This is a genomic window from Nocardia sp. NPDC024068 (genome assembly GCF_040638875.1).
In the GTDB taxonomy this organism is placed as follows: domain Bacteria; phylum Actinomycetota; class Actinomycetes; order Mycobacteriales; family Mycobacteriaceae; genus Nocardia.
The window spans coordinates 1-14768 of record NZ_JBEZYU010000030.1; the positions used below are offsets into that span (position 1 = coordinate 1).

The window sequence follows — 14768 nt, forward strand, 5'->3', positions numbered from 1 at the left end:
ATTTTGGAGCGGCTCCGCCGCTCGAGGTTCGGCCCTCCTGAGCGTCTGCTGTCAGCCCTCGAGACTCGTGGCTTCGCCACATGCGCTTCGAGGGCTGACAGCAGACGCGGGCCGAACCCTTTGTGGGACGCGCTGAACTCGGCGCTACGGCTGGCGTCACGGAGTGACCTTCAGCAGGCCAGCTGCACCGCGACCCCGACGTATTCACTGGGGATGCCCAGAATCGGGGCGAACATGGCTCTCCGGGTCGGACTGGCCGTGCCGTGCGGCGGCTGGGATTGCCGCTGTGGGCGGTCGGTGATGGCAGCGGGCCCACCGGTGGCCCGATGCCTGTGCGCCGGGGGCGGCACCGGCACCCGGCCTACCGGGTTTCAGCCGACTCGGACTGGGACGTTTGCCCAGCCGGCGACGTTGGTGACGGTTGCGCGGCGCAGACCTTCGCGGTCGAGTGTGAACTCGGGCATCACGTCCAGGAGAACGTCTAGGGCGATCCTTCCTTCCATGCGGGCCAGGGCGGCGCCGAGGCAGCTGTGGATGCCGTAGCCGAAACCTAGGTTGTGCCCGGAATGCGGGCGGTCGATATCGAACCGACCGGCATCGGGGAACGCATCTTCGTCGCGGGTGGCCGAGGCGAGCAGCATCAGCACGTGACTGCCCTGCGGGATGGTTCGGTCGTGTAACTCGACGTCGCGCAGGGTGTAGCGCAGGTCGTACTGGACCGGGCCGTCGTAACGCAGCACCTCTTCGAAGGCGCCGGGGATCCGGGAGCGGTCGGCGCGCAGGGCCTGCCACTGGTCGGGGTGGTCGGCGAACAACACCGTGGCGATACCCATGAGCTTGGCGACCGTTTCGGCGCCGGCGCCGCCGAGCAGTGAGATGAATCCGGCGATTTCGAGGTCGCTGAGTTTGGTGCTCACGCCGTCGCCGCGATCCACCTCGGCTTCGATGAGGCGGCTGATCATATCGTCGCGGGGGTGGGCCCGGCGTTCCATGATCAGCTGGAAGTAGTAGCGGCCGGCCTGCTGCATCGCCTCCTTGGCCTCCGGGCGCATACCGGTTTCGCCGGGGACGCGTTCGAGGGGGAGTGCGTGCAGTTCCCGCAGCCAGGCCCGATCCTGTGCGGGGACGCCGAGCATGGAACTGATCACCTCGATGGGGAAGTGATCGGAGAAGTCGGCCACCACATCGAACTCGTCCGCGGGCAACTGCCGGACGAACGTCGTGATGATCTCCCGGACCATCGGTTCCAGCTCCGCGATCGCGCGCGGCGTGAAGACCTTGCGAACCAGGTTGCGCATCCTGGTGTGATCCGGTGGATCCATCATGATGATCATCGGGGTATCGGGTTTGGCGTGCTCGGGGTCGAGGACCATGTCCAGGGTGATCCCCTGGGCCGAGGAGAAGGTTTCGAAGTTCTTCATCCCGGGGGCCACATCGGCGTAGCGGGACAGGGCCCACAGGCCGTAGCGGGGGTTGAAGTAGGCCGGCGCCTCGGCGCGCAGGCGGCGATAGATTTCGTGCGGATCGCGAAAGAATTCGTCGGAGAACGGGTCGAAGTCGATCTCGTCGCCCGGTACACAGGTGTCCGTCATCGGACTCACCTCGATGCTGCTGGAGCTGGATGGAACGCGCCGCGTCGAGCTGTCCGTACCATTCGGTGGCAGGATACGAATCTACGTCTCTACCAGCTGAAACAGGCTATCGGACCGGCCGGAGCGGTACTGGTTAGAGTGTTACATAGCTTACAAAAAGTGTAAAGGATGTAAATGTCATCGGAAGCGAACTCGAACGGGCCGACCCGCACGCGGATCCTGCGCGCGACCTTCGAGGTGCTGAGCCGGCACGGGCACAGCAAACTCAACCTGTCCGATGTCGCGGCCGAGGCGAAGGTTTCCCGGCCGACGCTGTACCGGTTCTTCTCCTCGAAAGAGGAGCTGCTCAACGCCTTCGGTCGCTACGAGCAGCAGAACACCCAGGACGCCTTCGCGGCGGCGACCGAGGGGCTCACCGGAGCGGCCCGGCTCGACGCCGCCCTGCGCTACATGGTCGAGCATCAGGGGTCGTATTCGCTGGCTCGGCTGGTCGATGTGGAGCCCGACCATGTGCTGGGTGAACTGACCCGCGTGATGCCGGATATGTGCGCACTCATCCGCCCGATGATCGAGGGCGAGGATGCCGAGATCGTCGCGGCGGCGATCGTGCGGCTCGCGGCCTGTCACTACGTGGTCCGTGGCGACGACCGGGCCGCCTTTCTCGCCCAATTGCGGCATGTGGCGGGGATCCCACCGCACGGCCTGGAAATAGATAGTTAGCCTATGTAATAATATTGGGGTGCAGCCGGACGCGATGACCCGAACAGACGACATCGTGGTCGATCTGCTGGTCACCGCGGGCCGGCTCACGCGATCGGCGAGTGCGTACAGTGCCGACGACCTTCCGCGCGCCACCGTGCGCGCGTTGGCGGTACTCGACGAGCACGGTTCGCTGCGTGTCAGCGAATTCGCCCGCATCGATCGGACCTCACAACCCACGGCGACAGCGCTGATCGCCCGGCTGGTAGGGGAGGGGTACGCATCCCGCCGCCGGGACCCGGACGATTCACGGGCCGTCGTCGTCGAACTCACCCCGGCCGGGCATGCCCGGCTCGCCGCTTCCCGTGCGGCCATGCGCGATGCGCTCACCGGCCCGCTGCCCGGTTTCGATGCCGAAAGGCTGGCCGGTATGGCCGCCGATCTGCGCGAACTGCTGGCGGCGATACGGGAATCGGCCGGGGACCATCCGCAACCGAGGAAACACCGATGAGCACTACGACCAGGACGGCCGCCGCGCCGACCAGCACATCGACCGGGCAGCCGAAAGCCGTCTGGGCCGTTGCCTTCGCCAGCGTTATCGCGTTCATGGGCATCGGCCTGGTCGACCCGATCCTCAAACCCATCGGTGAACAGCTCAACGCCACGCCGTCGCAGGTATCGCTGCTGTTCACCAGCTATATGCTCGTCACCGGTGTCGCCATGCTGGTCACCGGCGTCGTATCCAGCCGGTTCGGCGCGAAGAAGACGCTGCTCGCCGGCCTGGCGCTGATCATCGTCTTCGCGGCGCTCGCGGGTTGTTCGGGCACCGTCGCGCAGATCGTCGGATTCCGCGCGGGCTGGGGTCTGGGCAACGCCCTGTTCATCGCCACCGCGCTCGCGACCATCGTCGGCGCCGCCAGCGGCGGGGTCGCCCGCGCCATCATCCTCTACGAGGCGGCGCTGGGGATCGGTATCGCCACCGGCCCGCTGCTGGGCGGCGTACTCGGCGGAATCAGCTGGCGTGGACCGTTCTTCGGGGTCTCGGTGCTGATGGCCGTCGCGTTCATCGCCATCGTGGTCCTGCTGCCCGAGGGGCCCAAGGCCGCCAAACCGACCTCGCTGGCCGCCCCGTTCAAGGCGCTGCGCCACCGCGGCCTGCTGGTCGTGAGCATTACCGCGCTGCTGTACAACTTCGGCTTCTTCACCCTGCTCGCCTACACTCCCTTCCCGCTGGATATGGGCACCTACGCGATCGGCTTCATTTTCTGCGGCTGGGGCATCCTGCTGGCCGTGGCCTCGGTGTTCTTCGCCCCGAAACTGCAACACCGCTTCGGCACCCTGCCGATGATCGCGGTGGCGGTCGGCCTGTTCGCCGCGGATCTGGCCGTGATGGCCATGTTCGCCGAGCACAAGCCGGTGCTGATCGGTGGCGTTATCGTGGCGGGCCTGTTCCTCGGGGTCAACAACACCCTCATCACCGAAGCCGTGATGATCTCGGCCCCGGTGGAACGGGCGACGGCCTCGGCCGCCTACAGCTTCGTCCGGTTCTCCGGCGGCGCCGCCGCGCCCTGGCTGGCCGGCAAACTCGGCGAGCACAGCATCTCGCTCCCGTTCTGGGTGGGCGCGGCCTGCACCGGTGTCGGTGTACTGGTCCTGCTGGCCGGACGCACCGCGCTCGCCCATATCGACGACCACGACCCGGCCCCCCACAGCGTCGAAGAGGCGCAGGCCGTCACGGTCGGAGACTGACCTTCACAAGAGGTCGCGCGCGGGCCCCGCCAACAGGCGGGGCCCGCTCTTTTTTCCGGTACCGCGGCACCGCCGGGCGTAGCGTCGGGGATATGGCCGAAGCGCAGCGAGACGAGGTCCGGGTCGAGACGAGCCCGAAGCGGGTGCGGGCCTACCTGGGCGGGCAGGTGGTCGCCGATACCCTGCGGCCCGCCTTGGTGTGGGAAAATCCCTACTACCCGGCCTACTACATACCAGTCGCCGATCTGCACGCGAAGCTCGAACCGACCGGCGCCACCCGCACCTCGGAACGCCTCGGCGAGGGCACCGGCTACGACGTCGTCGTGGACGGCGTCACCGCGCCCGGCGCGGCCCTGCGATACCTGGAATCACCGGCAGCGGCCCTGCGTGAGCTGGTCCGGCTCGACTGGAACGCGATGGACGAATGGTTCGAGGAGGACGAGCCCGTCTACGTCCACCCCCGCAACCCCTACTCGCGGGTCGATATCCTCGCGAGTTCCCGGCATATCCGGGTGGATATCGACGGCGTCACGGTCGCGGATTCGCGAACACCCCGAATCCTGTTCGAGACCGGCCTCCCCGCCCGGTACTACCTCCCGCTCACCGATATCCGCATGGACCTGCTGAGCCCCTCCGACACCCACACCAGCTGCCCGTACAAGGGCAACGCCGACTACTGGAATGTCCAGGTCGGCGACACGGAGTATCCGGACTTGGTGTGGATCTATCGCACCCCGACGCCGGAGAGCCAGAAGGTCGCGGGGCTGGCGTGCTTCTACAACGAGAAGGTCGACATCTACATCGACGGTGAGCTGCAGGAACGACCGGAGACCCCGTTCGGGTGAAGTGAGGGTCTCGATCGGGGCTCTGCCCGGGGATCGGCGGCAGCGGTCAGTCGAGGAGCTCGTCGGCCTGGTTGATCTCCAGGGCCCGCCGCAGCCATTTCTGCAGTTGGTCGAGGTCTTCGCAGGAGGTGATGGTTTCCCGAACCCGGTCCGGCACATCGATCCCGCGGGCGTCGAGGACGGTCAGGATCGACGCGGCTTCGCCCTCGGCTCGACCTTCGGCTCGACCTTCAGCGATGTACTTGCGGGCGAAGTCGCTGGTGAAGTTGTAATCACGCAGACCGGTGGACATGAATGCCTCCCAAGCAGGACGAACAACGGGGCTTCACGGTCTCGTAGACGGGTAGTTCGCAGCCGAGCGCGGACAGTAGGGGAGCGACCAGGTCCGGTCGCTCCGTGAACATGTCGATCACCACTTCATGCGGAGTCGAGGGCATGGCATGCAAAGTAGCGCCCGGTACCGACACGAAAAGGCCCGCCCACGAACAACAGTGGGTGGGCCTGTGCTCGATTCTTCAGTTCGCCGATTCGGCTCCTTCGGGGAGGGCGGCGAGGGTGCCGATCCGGGCGACCGCGTCCGCGACGATCCCGTCGATGAGGTCCTGGCAGGTCGGCAGATCCTCGAGGATCCCGCTCACCTGCCCCGCCGCCAGCACACCGGCCTCGGTATTTCCCTCGACCAGCCCGGCGCGCAACAGCATCGGGGTGTTGGCCGCCATGATGACCTGCGACCAGGTGAGGTCCTTGGCCTTACGCATGGCCAGGCCGTCTTTGACCAGGGTGGACCATTTCATCCCGGTCATGCTCTTGAAGCGGGCCGCGTTTCCGACGGCCGCGGTGAGCCCGCGGATGCGTCCCGAGTTCTCCAGCTTCTGTACGAGTTCGGTGTTGAGAACCCGGTGCGGCATCCCGTCGACCTTCGTCGAGACGACGGTCTGTCCGAGCGGGCGGCGCAGGTACTCCTGTTTCACCGAATCAGGCACGCTGCTCTCCTGGGTGAGCAGGAAGCGCGTGCCCATGGCCACACCGGCGGCGCCGTAGGCGAGGGCGGCGGCGAGGCCGCGGCCGTCGTAGAAACCGCCCGCCGCGACCACCGGGATATCCACCGCGTCCAGTACCGACGGCAGCAGCAGGGTGGTGGCCACCGGACCGGTGTGCCCGCCGCCTTCACCGCCCTGGACGATCACCGCGTCGGCACCCCACGAGGCGACCTTCACCGCGTGCTTGGCGGCGCCGATGGACGGGACCACCACCACGCCCGCGTCTTTCAGCTTGGCGATGAGGTCCTTCTTCGGCGCGAGCGCGAACGAGGCGACCTTCACGTTTTCGCGGATCAGCAGGTCGATCCGCTCGGGTGCGTCGGAGGCGTCGGCGCGGATGTTCACGCCGAACGGTTTATCGGTCTGCGCCTTGGTTTTGGCGATCGCCGCTTCCAGCTCGTCGTAGGTCATGGTGGCCGAGGCCAGAATGCCCAATCCGCCGGCGTTGGAGGTGGCCGAGACCAGACTCGGGCCCGCGACCCAGCCCATACCCGTCTGCACGACGGGATGTTCGATCCCGGCGAGTTCGGTCAGCGGGGTCCGCAGCCGGGCAGTCACTGCGGGACCTCCTTCTCGCGGATCTTCTTGGGATCCAGGACCTCGCGGATGATCCGCAGTTCCTCGTCGGACGGCAGGCGGGACGCACCGGCGGTGGCGAGGTCCGCGATCTCGAACGAAGTGTTCTCCGCGACCTCATCGGCGGTGACCCCGGGGTGCAGGCTCAGCGCCCGCATCGTGTGGTCCGGCCCGTTGAAATCGAAAACACCCAGGTTGCTGACCACGCGGTGAATGTGATGGAACCGGAAGGCCGGATTGTCGGGATCGACCTTGTCGTAGCCGACACCGGCGACGATATCGACCTTCTCGCTGAACACCCGTTTGCCGTGCCGCGCGACCCAATAGCTGGTCGGATGGTTGATGGTGTTGCCGGGCGCGCCGCGGACACCGAACATCTGCCGGGTCGGCTGCTGCAGCGGTCCGAACGCGGAGAGGTTCTGGTTGCCGTAGCGGTCGATCTGGTTCGCACCCATCACCACATGGCGGCGGCCCGAGGCCAGGACGTCGAAGACCCGGCGGAACGGGATCCAGCCTTCCACCGGGGCTTTACCGCCGATCGGCGGGGTTTCGGCGAGGAAGAACGCCTCCCCGTCGGAGAGCAGCAGATCGGGTTCGAAGGTGAGTTTCGCCAGCCGCGCCCCGAGTTGGGCCATCGGCGTCATGGGGCTGGCGAAGATCTCCCCGGCGTCGCGGAAGATTTCGGCGCAGGCGACCGCGCAGACCTCGGCGCGGGTGATGGTTTCGGTGCTGGTCACCGCTGCTCCTCCTTGAATCGCGCGACGGCGGCCTGGTAGTCGGCTTCGGAGCCGCTGAGGTAGGTGTCGACGAAGGTCTGCCAGGTTTCCGGCGACCCGGCGGCCTCGACATAGTGCCGCTGGAACTTCTCGTCCCGGCCGTAGCTCTCACCGCCGAGGGTGAAATGGGCGCCGTTCGGGGCCTCGGCCACCGCGTCGACCATCATGCGGTTGAGCAGCAGGGACTGCGGGGGAACCGATTTCACCAGTTCCTCGGTCTCCACGATCCGCTCCACCGACAGGTAGCGCTTCTCGGCCGCCAGGCAGAAGAGGTCGTCCATATAGGGGTCGACTCCCTGGTACGCGGCATTGCCGTGCGCGTCACCGATGTTCAGATGCACCAGCGCCGCGTCGAGGTTCAGCGCCGGCATGGCGATCAGGGTTTCCGCCCGGCCGTCCGGACCCGGATAGGGCGAGGTGACGGTGGACAGTTCGCCGTCCCAGAAGTTGGGGACGTCCGAGCCCAGCCCGGCCCGGATCGGCAGGAACGGCAGCCGCGCGGCGGCCGCCTCGAGGCCGCATTTGAGCATGCCCTCGTCCATCTCCCGGGCGACGATCTGCCCGGAGGTGCGGGCCTTGGCGAACCAGGGATCGTAGAACGGCGCCGAATCCAGGGATACGAAGCCGTAGTAGGCCTTGCGGACCTTGCCGGCCGAGAGCAGCAGGCCGAGGTCCGGCCCGCCGTAGGTGACCACCGTGAGGTCGGTGACATCGGACCGCAGCAGCGCGCGCACCAGGGCCATCGGCTTACGCCGCGACCCCCAGCCGCCGATGCCGATGGTCATTCCGCTGCGCAGTTCGCCGACGATCTCGTCCAGCGATTTCCGCTTGTCTCGCATGGTTTTCCGTTCCATGTCAGTTCTTGTCCTTCTGCGCCGCCAGGTCGGCGTCGAATCGTTCGCGGATCTCGTCGGAGGCCCCGGACAGGTTCAGTTCGAAGGTGAACCCCTGCTCGAACCGGTAGCTGCGGTGCACGTCCTGCGGATCGATACCGTTGAGTGCGCGTTTCGCGGCGCGGATGACCCGCCCGTCCTTGGCGGCGATATCCTTCGCGACCTCGAGGGCGGCGGCATCCAGTTCGTGGCGGGGGACCACCTTCAGCACCGACCCGTAGTGGTGCAGCTGCTGCGCGGTGGCGGTGCTCGCGGTGAAGAACAGTGCTCGCATGAGGTGCTGTGGGACCAGGCGCGCGAGGTGGGTGGCGGCGCCGAGCGCGCCACGGTCGACCTCGGGCAGGCCGAACGTCGCGTCGTCGGAGGCGATGATGATGTCGGAGTTGCCGACCAGTCCGATACCGCCGCCCAGGCAGAAGCCCTGTACCGCGGTGATCACCGGGACCGGGCAGTCGTAGACCGCGCCGAACGCCTCGAAGCATCCGTGGTTGGCATCGATCAGGGCCTGGTGGCCGGGTTTGCGCTGGATCTCCTTGATATCGACGCCCGCGTTGAACCCGCGGTTCTCCGCGCGCAACACCACCACCCGGGTCTCGGGGTCGCGTCCCGCGGCCCGGATCTCGTCGGCGAGGGCGAACCAGCCGTCCGAGGGTATGGCGTTGACCGGCGGATAGTCGACCGTGACCACGGCGATACCGGCGGATTCCGTATGGCGCTTGATCCCCATCGCGTATCCCATCTCGCATCTCGAGCATCTTGGCTAAGCAAGCAATTGCTTGGTAGGTTAACACGGTGGCACTCGAAATCGACCTGTCCGATCGCGTCGTTCTGGTAACCGGCGGAGTCCGTGGGGTCGGCGCCGGAATCAGCCGGGTCCTGCTGGCGGCCGGTGCGACGGTGGTGGCCTGCGCCCGCCGACCCGGTGACCAACCGGTGGAAGTGGACGGTCGCGGTATCGACTTCCTGCCCTGCGATGTGCGCGACGCCGACGCGGTACAGGCGATGATCGCGGAGATAGTCGCCCGGCACGGCCGGCTCGACCACGCGGTCAACAACGCCGGTGGGGCGCCCTACGCGCTGGCCGCGGATGCCAGTCCGCGCTTCCATACCAAGATCATCGAACTGAATCTGCTCTCGGCCCTGCATGTGGCGCAGGCGGCGCACGCGGTGATCAGCCGCCAGGAGGACGGCGGATCGATCGTCAATATCTCCAGCCTCAGCGGTCACCGGCCCTCGCCTGGAACGGCCGCTTACGGGGCGGCCAAGGCCGGAGTCGACGCCCTGACCGTTTCGCTCGCCGCCGAGTGGGCGCCCCGGGTTCGCATCAATTCAGTCGTGGTCGGCGCGGTGGAAACGGAGCTGAGCGCCCTGCACTACGGCGACGACGAGGGTGTGGCCGCGGTCGGGCGGACCATCCCGATGGGCCGGCTGGCCCGGCCCGAGGACGTCGGCAACGGGGTGGCGTTCCTGCTCTCACCCCTGGCCGCGTATATCAGCGGCGCGACACTGCAGATCCACGGCGGCGGGGAACCCCCGGCGTTCCTGTCGGTGGCGACCGCGGGCCATTCCGCGAGCGGCGAAACCGCGCACCCCTAGCTCGACGAACACCGGATACCGACCATCGACGATAGGAACGCATATGGCAACCGAGGGCATCTGCGCCGGACGGACCGTGATCATCACCGGCGCGGGCCGGGGCATCGGCAGGGCGCACGCGCTCGCTTTCGCCGCCGAGGGCGCGAAGGTCGTGGTCAACGATATCGGCACCAGCCTCAGCGGTGAATCGACCGCGGAAACCCCCGCCGAGCAGGTCGTCGCGGAGATCCGCGCCGCGGGCGGGGAAGCGGTCGCCAACGGTGACGACATCGCGAGCTGGGACGGCGCCCAGAATCTCGTCCAGCAGGCCGTGGACGCCTTCGGCAGGCTGGACGTCCTGGTCAACAACGCGGGTTTCGTGCGCGACCGGATGCTGGTCAACCTCGGTGAGGACGAATGGGACGCGGTGGTCCGCGTGCACCTCAAGGGGCATTTCGCCACCATGCGGCACGCTGCCGCGTATTGGCGGGCCGAATCGAAGGCCGGTCGCCCCGTCGACGCGCGGATCATCAACACCAGCTCCGGTGCCGGGCTGCAGGGCAGCGTCGGCCAGGGGAACTACGGTGCCGCGAAGGCCGGTATCGCCGGTTTGACCCTCACCGCTTCCGCGGAGTTCGCCCGGTACGGGGTCACGGTGAACGCGATCGCCCCCTCGGCCCGCACCCGGATGACCGAGACCGTGTTCGCCGACATGATGGCGAAACCGGAAGACGGATTCGACGCCATGGCGCCGGAGAACATCTCGCCCATCGTGGTGTGGCTCGGCAGTCCCGAATCGGCGGGGATCACCGGCCGGATGTTCGAGGTCGAGGGTGGCCGGCTGGCGTTGGCGGAAGGCTGGCGGCACGGTGTCCCGGTCGATCGCGGCACCCGCTGGCAGCCGGCCGAACTCGGCACGGTCGTCGCGGAACTGATCGCGAAGGGCGCGACCCCGGAGCCCGTTTACGGCGCCTGAGCCGACCGGCCGGGGGCCGATCGCGCCCCGGTGTGCCGCCGGGCTGCCGACGCGCGATCAGCTATCGGATCCATAACCCGAGACCTGTGACCTACGCCACTGCAATTCGGTGTCGTCGCACGCAGGCCCGCCTCCCGAACTGCGGTGGGCCGGTGGAGCTTCCACCGGTCCACCGTTTCCTCATGCGGCGGTTGTGAGGCTGGTTTACCATGAGCAACCGTTCGTTCGTTCCACCCGGAAGCCGTCATCACCGGGGGAATCCGCATACCGATCGAGGGGATGACTGGCGCATGGCCGTGGGTCGCATCAGGCGATTGCTCGCAGTGGCCGGAGCGGCGGGTTGTCTGGGGCTGGCCGGGGGAACGGGATACACCCACGCCGATCCAGGGCGCGACCCGATCCTGGAGCAGGGGCCCACCGGCAGTGCGGGCGGGATCGCGCCGGCTCCACCCGGTCCACCCGGACCGCCGGGAAACGGGGGGTCGCTGGCTATTCCGGGTGACGACATGCCGTCCGATACCGAGGGCGGGGCGGGTAGTGGTGGCCCGGCCCCCGGCGCGATCGGCACCGAGACGAGTGACTCCGATCCCGAGGACGTAGCGCAGTGGCAGCCCCTCGGCATTCCGGGCCGGGACAGCGCACCCGTCACGACCGGCTCCGCTGAATCCGCATTTCCCGCGGTACCGGAACCGGCCCCGGCGCCTGTCGCCGGACCTGCGGGTTCGGCGGGCCTGGCGGGAACCGCTCTGGGGACCATCCTCGCCACCGGATCGGCGGCGGTCGGGTCCGCCGCGCTCGCACCGCTGGGACTCACCGGTTCCGCCGCCGCGGGCACGGGATCGGCCCTGGCCGGCCTCGGTTCCGCCGGGCTCGGTACCGGTTCGGCAGCGGTCGGCTCGGCCGGACTGGGCGCCGCCGTCACCGGTTCGGCGGCACTGGGCACCGGTTCGGCAGTGCTGGGCACCGGTTCGGCGGCCGTGGGTTCGGCGGGTGCCGGTGTGCTCGGTACCGGTTCGGCGGGCGTGGGTTCGGCCGGGGCCGGTGTGCTGGGAACCGGCTCCGCCGCAGTGGGTTCGGCGGCGGTCGGTTCGGCCGCCACGGGCTCGGCGGCAGCCGGTTCGGCCGCCACCGGTTCGGCGGCGGTGGGCTCGGCCGGGGTCGGTTCGGCCGCACCGCTTCTCCTCCTACTCATTCCCCTGCCTCCGGTCCCGGCCCCGCCGGTCGGACCGCCGCTCGCGTTGCCGGCGCCCGGTGGCGGCCTCGGCGCCGGGGCGGCTGTCGCGGTCGGCGCCGGCCTCGCCGCGGCCCCGCCGCCTGCCGCGCCACCCGGTGCCGCCCCCGGCGGAACGCCGGCACTCGCCGCACCGCCGAATCACGCGGTGCGACCCACGAACGCCGAGGATCTGCTGCCCGAACCCAAAGTCCTCTCGGTGATCGGCGGGCTGGTCGCGCTGACCATCGCCGGTGGGGGGTCGGCGGTGCTGAGCTATCAGAGCGCGGCGCAGGCACAGGCGCGGATCGACGCCGCGCGGGCCGAGTTCTTCGGAACGGGTGCGTGATCGCCATGACACAGAGCCGAACCCAGAGCACCCGCGCCTACCGCCGCGTGGCCGCCGCGGTCGACGCGGTCTGCGCGGTGGCCGCCGACGCCGACGCGACCACACTCGAACAGGTGGTGCACGCGGTGGCGGCCGAACGCGGCCGGCCGATCGAGATCGCCGACGCCGATCTCGGGCCCGGGGTGTGCGGGCAGCGGCGCTACTACCCGGCCAAGGACATAATCGTGCTGGCCAGCGCGCTGCCGAGCCGCGACCATACGCTCGCGCACGAGCTCGGACATATCGTCTTCGACCACGAGGGAGCCCCCGCCACGGAAGTGACCCTCGAGGTGAGCGACGAGCTCATCGCCTACATGCTGAGTCAGCGCGCCCATCAGACCGCGCTCGAGGACGGCGAGGACGATCAGGCGGAATGGGAGGCCGAAACATTCGCCGCCATGCTGATGACCCGCCTGCGCGTACTCAACAGCCGGGGCGCGGGCGTCTCGGTCCTTCGATTCGATGAGGCTCTGGGATGACGTTCTGGTTGACCGCCCTGCTGGTGTGGATCGCCGCGGGCGCGCGAGTGGGCCGGGTACTGGTGAAACCGGCGACCACCGCCCGGGTGGCCATCGTGATCGCCGTCGCCGCGGTGGCGCTGGCCTGTACGGCCGCCATCCCCGACGTCGGGCTCGCGATCGACAATCTGCTGCCCGCGGGCCTGCCGCCCGGCCTGCTCTCCGAAGGGGTCGTGGTGGGGGCGTGGCTGTTGTTCGTCACCGCCACCTCGGTGGTCGCCTCGGCGGCGTGGCCGGTGGTCTCGCGCCGGAATCTGCGCCAGATCGCCTGGGGTATCTACGGAGCCGGGGCGCTGACCGTGCTCGCCGCGCTCTTCTGGACGTCAACGGCCGGCTGGGTGGTGATCGCGGCCGCCGGCGCATTCGTCGTCGTCACCGGGTTGCGGAATCTGAGTTGGACCGCGCTCGGGCGGGGTATCGCGGTCTACATCACCGGGACCGCGACGGTGGTCGTGCTCGCGGTGGCGCAGGTTCGGCGCGGTCTGACCGGGGTAGCGGGTGCCGAAGCGGGACAACCGGGCTGGGCGTGGCCGGTCTGGCAGGCGGCGGCGCTGCTGATCGCGTTCGGGGCGGTGTGGATCGTGGTGGAGATGTGGGTGCGGGCGCGTCTGCTGTTGCGCCGGGTCCGGGTGCTGCATCGGGTGCTGGTGAAACGTTTCCCGGAAGTCGTTCAGGAGGAGACCGGGACCGCTACCCAGCTCAAGGCCTCGGATCGGGTCGCGCAGATCATGGACGCGCTCTACCTGCAGTCCGGTGGCGGGGTGGAGATCGCCACAGCCGGTGAGCCTCCGGCCGCGGTTGCCGCACGCGCGCAGCGGGTGGCGCGGTGGGTCCGGCATCCGCTCGGCCCGAGCAGGGTGGATGCGCGCTGGATCGCGCCACCCGAAGGGATGAGCCCGCGTGGCTGGGTACAGGCGATCGCGCAGGCTTTCGATGCCGAGCCGGAGCCTGCGAGTTCGACGGAGGTGTCGGTTCGCTAGTTGCCGGGGGTGTGCGGTATGTCCGTTACGTCACTGTGATTGCGCTCGGTGGCCGCCGCGGAAATCATGCCGAGTGGTCGGTCTGGAATCACCCAGGCCGGAGAGGTTCGGCTCGCGCGAGACTTTCACCGGACGAAATTCGTTCCGCCGATCGCTCCATAGAGCTCGATATGGTGACCCGCAGGCGACGACGCGGTGCGACCCTGATCGGATCACACCGCGTCGACTTCCTGCTCTATTCGGTCCCGTCCGGAGGAATTTCGGGCAAACCTTCGCTTGCACGCAGTTTCTCCGCCATGGAGGTGAGGAGATTCTGCGACTCCTCGGAGAGGTCGAACGCCCGGCTGGACAGCCGCCGAAGGCCGTAACCCTGTAGCTGCGAGAGGAGTTCAAGATCGTGGTCGATCTTCGCGGCATAAATGTCGTTGAAGAAGTAGTCGGGCTTGACCTTGAAGAACTTCGCCAGAGCGGCCACCGTCTCGTCGGACGGATTCGTCCGCTGCCCGGACCGTAACTGAGAGAGATACGGTTTGGAGATCGGATGACCGGATGCCGTCAGAGCGGCCGCTACCTCTGCATTGGTGTGCGGCTTGCGCCCCGGGGGATGCACGGTTTCGAACAGCTTGTTCAGCCGCGCCGCGAAATCAGCCATTGTGAGCCGCCCAATTCCCTTCACTGTACTAACAGTCGTTATCTCGGATACCTATCATTGATATTAGCGGCTCAGTAACTGAAAACCTACGCCTGATTCAGGATTTCCTTGAAGCTTCTAGGCGCGTATCCGGAGAAGTGGACCGTGGTCTCGCGTTTGCGGGTTGCCCGCACGGATCTTGCCGACTACAGATACCGCCAGGTAGTCGCCCGTCGCAGGGGTCTTCCCGGAAGTCTCTCGAGTAGCCTTCGGGTAGCTGTTACCCCTACCAGCGGGTCTTCTACGCCTTTTGTGGCGTA

16 protein-coding genes are annotated in these 14768 nt (G+C 68.1%); 9 read left to right on the forward strand and 7 right to left on the reverse strand.

Going from position 1 to position 14768, the window contains the following annotated elements:
• Positions 1–371: 371 nt before the first annotated feature.
• Positions 372–1592: a cytochrome P450 gene (locus tag AB0F41_RS20905; RefSeq protein WP_357426208.1), complete on the reverse strand. Its 1221-nt coding sequence runs from the start codon at positions 1590–1592 to the stop codon at positions 372–374.
• 174 nt (positions 1593–1766) lie between these two features.
• Between AB0F41_RS20905 and AB0F41_RS20910 the strand changes: the two genes are divergently transcribed.
• From AB0F41_RS20910 to AB0F41_RS20925, 4 genes are all read left to right on the forward strand, one after another.
• Positions 1767–2312, forward strand: coding sequence for a helix-turn-helix domain-containing protein (locus AB0F41_RS20910; protein WP_357426210.1), 546 nt, complete (start codon positions 1767–1769; stop codon positions 2310–2312).
• A 34-nt stretch (positions 2313–2346) separates the two neighbouring features.
• Positions 2347–2802 carry a MarR family transcriptional regulator gene (locus tag AB0F41_RS20915; RefSeq protein ID WP_357426212.1) on the forward strand — a complete coding sequence of 152 codons (456 nt, stop codon included), beginning with the start codon at positions 2347–2349 and terminating at the stop codon, positions 2800–2802.
• Positions 2799–4040, forward strand: coding sequence for an MFS transporter (locus AB0F41_RS20920; protein ID WP_357426214.1), 1242 nt, complete (start codon positions 2799–2801; stop codon positions 4038–4040). The genes AB0F41_RS20915 and AB0F41_RS20920 overlap by 4 nt, the downstream gene beginning before the upstream one ends.
• 92 nt (positions 4041–4132) lie before the next feature.
• Positions 4133–4885, forward strand: coding sequence for a DUF427 domain-containing protein (locus AB0F41_RS20925; protein ID WP_357426216.1), 753 nt, complete (start codon positions 4133–4135; stop codon positions 4883–4885).
• 46 nt (positions 4886–4931) lie between these two features.
• Here the strand turns inward: AB0F41_RS20925 and AB0F41_RS20930 are convergent, their stop codons facing one another.
• From AB0F41_RS20930 to AB0F41_RS20950, 5 genes are all read right to left on the reverse strand, one after another.
• Positions 4932–5177 (reverse strand): hypothetical protein, encoded by a 246-nt coding sequence (locus AB0F41_RS20930; protein WP_357426218.1) that lies wholly within the window; start codon positions 5175–5177, stop codon positions 4932–4934.
• 223 nt (positions 5178–5400) lie between these two features.
• A complete protein-coding gene (locus AB0F41_RS20935) occupies positions 5401–6483 on the reverse strand; it encodes a nitronate monooxygenase (RefSeq protein WP_357426220.1) in 1083 nt (360 codons plus the stop codon).
• Positions 6480–7238, reverse strand: coding sequence for a CoA-transferase (locus AB0F41_RS20940; protein ID WP_357426222.1), 759 nt, complete (start codon positions 7236–7238; stop codon positions 6480–6482). Before AB0F41_RS20940 ends, AB0F41_RS20935 begins: the two co-directional genes overlap by 4 nt.
• Positions 7235–8116, reverse strand: a complete 882-nt coding sequence (locus AB0F41_RS20945) for a CoA-transferase (protein ID WP_357426324.1) — start codon at positions 8114–8116, stop codon at positions 7235–7237. Before AB0F41_RS20945 ends, AB0F41_RS20940 begins: the two co-directional genes overlap by 4 nt.
• A gap of 16 nt (positions 8117–8132) precedes the next feature.
• Entirely contained in the window at positions 8133–8897 is a 765-nt protein-coding gene (locus tag AB0F41_RS20950) for an enoyl-CoA hydratase family protein (RefSeq protein WP_357426224.1), read from the reverse strand.
• A gap of 65 nt (positions 8898–8962) precedes the next feature.
• Between AB0F41_RS20950 and AB0F41_RS20955 the strand changes: the two genes are divergently transcribed.
• From AB0F41_RS20955 to AB0F41_RS20975, 5 genes are all read left to right on the forward strand, one after another.
• A complete protein-coding gene (locus AB0F41_RS20955) occupies positions 8963–9766 on the forward strand; it encodes an SDR family oxidoreductase (RefSeq protein ID WP_357426226.1) in 804 nt (267 codons plus the stop codon).
• Between the two features lie 43 nt (positions 9767–9809).
• On the forward strand, positions 9810–10721 hold the full coding sequence (locus AB0F41_RS20960) for an SDR family oxidoreductase (RefSeq protein ID WP_357426228.1): 912 nt from the start codon (positions 9810–9812) through the stop codon (positions 10719–10721).
• Positions 10722–11227: 506 nt separating this feature from the next.
• Positions 11228–12280, forward strand: a complete 1053-nt coding sequence (locus AB0F41_RS20965) for a hypothetical protein (protein ID WP_357426230.1) — start codon at positions 11228–11230, stop codon at positions 12278–12280.
• A gap of 5 nt (positions 12281–12285) precedes the next feature.
• Entirely contained in the window at positions 12286–12798 is a 513-nt protein-coding gene (locus AB0F41_RS20970; protein WP_357426232.1) for an ImmA/IrrE family metallo-endopeptidase, read from the forward strand.
• Positions 12795–13817 carry a hypothetical protein gene (locus tag AB0F41_RS20975; RefSeq protein WP_357426234.1) on the forward strand — a complete coding sequence of 341 codons (1023 nt, stop codon included), beginning with the start codon at positions 12795–12797 and terminating at the stop codon, positions 13815–13817. The genes AB0F41_RS20970 and AB0F41_RS20975 overlap by 4 nt, the downstream gene beginning before the upstream one ends.
• A 235-nt stretch (positions 13818–14052) precedes the next feature.
• Here the strand turns inward: AB0F41_RS20975 and AB0F41_RS20980 are convergent, their stop codons facing one another.
• The gene (locus AB0F41_RS20980) at positions 14053–14469 is read right to left on the reverse strand and encodes a helix-turn-helix domain-containing protein (RefSeq protein WP_011207048.1); all 417 of its coding nucleotides are present in this window, start codon (positions 14467–14469) and stop codon (positions 14053–14055) included.
• Positions 14470–14768 lie beyond the last annotated feature (299 nt).

Coding starts and splice junctions, on each gene's coding strand:
- AB0F41_RS20930 (WP_357426218.1), bottom strand. CDS start 5,177: ATGTCCACCGGTCTGCGTGATTACAACTTCACCAGCGACTTCGCCCGC.
- AB0F41_RS20965 (WP_357426230.1), top strand. CDS start 11,228: ATGCCGTCCGATACCGAGGGCGGGGCGGGTAGTGGTGGCCCGGCCCCC.
- AB0F41_RS20905 (WP_357426208.1), bottom strand. CDS start 1,592: ATGACGGACACCTGTGTACCGGGCGACGAGATCGACTTCGACCCGTTC.
- AB0F41_RS20925 (WP_357426216.1), top strand. CDS start 4,133: ATGGCCGAAGCGCAGCGAGACGAGGTCCGGGTCGAGACGAGCCCGAAG.
- AB0F41_RS20945 (WP_357426324.1), bottom strand. CDS start 8,116: ATGCGAGACAAGCGGAAATCGCTGGACGAGATCGTCGGCGAACTGCGC.
- AB0F41_RS20980 (WP_011207048.1), bottom strand. CDS start 14,469: ATGGCTGATTTCGCGGCGCGGCTGAACAAGCTGTTCGAAACCGTGCAT.
- AB0F41_RS20960 (WP_357426228.1), top strand. CDS start 9,810: ATGGCAACCGAGGGCATCTGCGCCGGACGGACCGTGATCATCACCGGC.
- AB0F41_RS20950 (WP_357426224.1), bottom strand. CDS start 8,897: ATGGGGATCAAGCGCCATACGGAATCCGCCGGTATCGCCGTGGTCACG.
- AB0F41_RS20910 (WP_357426210.1), top strand. CDS start 1,767: ATGTCATCGGAAGCGAACTCGAACGGGCCGACCCGCACGCGGATCCTG.
- AB0F41_RS20970 (WP_357426232.1), top strand. CDS start 12,286: ATGACACAGAGCCGAACCCAGAGCACCCGCGCCTACCGCCGCGTGGCC.
- AB0F41_RS20975 (WP_357426234.1), top strand. CDS start 12,795: ATGACGTTCTGGTTGACCGCCCTGCTGGTGTGGATCGCCGCGGGCGCG.
- AB0F41_RS20915 (WP_357426212.1), top strand. CDS start 2,347: ATGACCCGAACAGACGACATCGTGGTCGATCTGCTGGTCACCGCGGGC.
- AB0F41_RS20920 (WP_357426214.1), top strand. CDS start 2,799: ATGAGCACTACGACCAGGACGGCCGCCGCGCCGACCAGCACATCGACC.